Source organism: Pseudomonas onubensis, from assembly GCF_965653655.1.
Lineage (GTDB): Bacteria > Pseudomonadota > Gammaproteobacteria > Pseudomonadales > Pseudomonadaceae > Aquipseudomonas.
In genome coordinates this window covers 1-264 of record NZ_CBFHAZ010000346.1, presented here as the reverse complement: position 1 = coordinate 264, position 264 = coordinate 1, and the positions used below count along the sequence as shown (strand labels likewise).

The 264-nt window shown below is 50.0% G+C and carries 1 rRNA gene; it reads left to right on the top strand.

Annotated features, from left to right (window positions below):
• Window positions 1–264: ribosomal RNA gene (locus tag ACTD9P_RS30275) — 23S ribosomal RNA — on the top strand; the annotation flags it as partial.

Sequence of the window (264 nt, the reverse complement as noted above, 5' to 3'; positions counted from 1 at the left end):
ATCCTCCAAGGCTAAATACTACTGACTGACCGATAGTGAACTAGTACCGTGAGGGAAAGGCGAAAAGAACCCCGGAGAGGGGAGTGAAATAGATCCTGAAACCGTATGCGTACAAGCAGTGGGAGCCCACTTTGTTGGGTGACTGCGTACCTTTTGTATAATGGGTCAGCGACTTATTTTCAGTGGCGAGCTTAACCGAATAGGGGAGGCGTAGCGAAAGCGAGTCTTAATAGGGCGTCTAGTCGCTGGGAATAGACCCGAAAC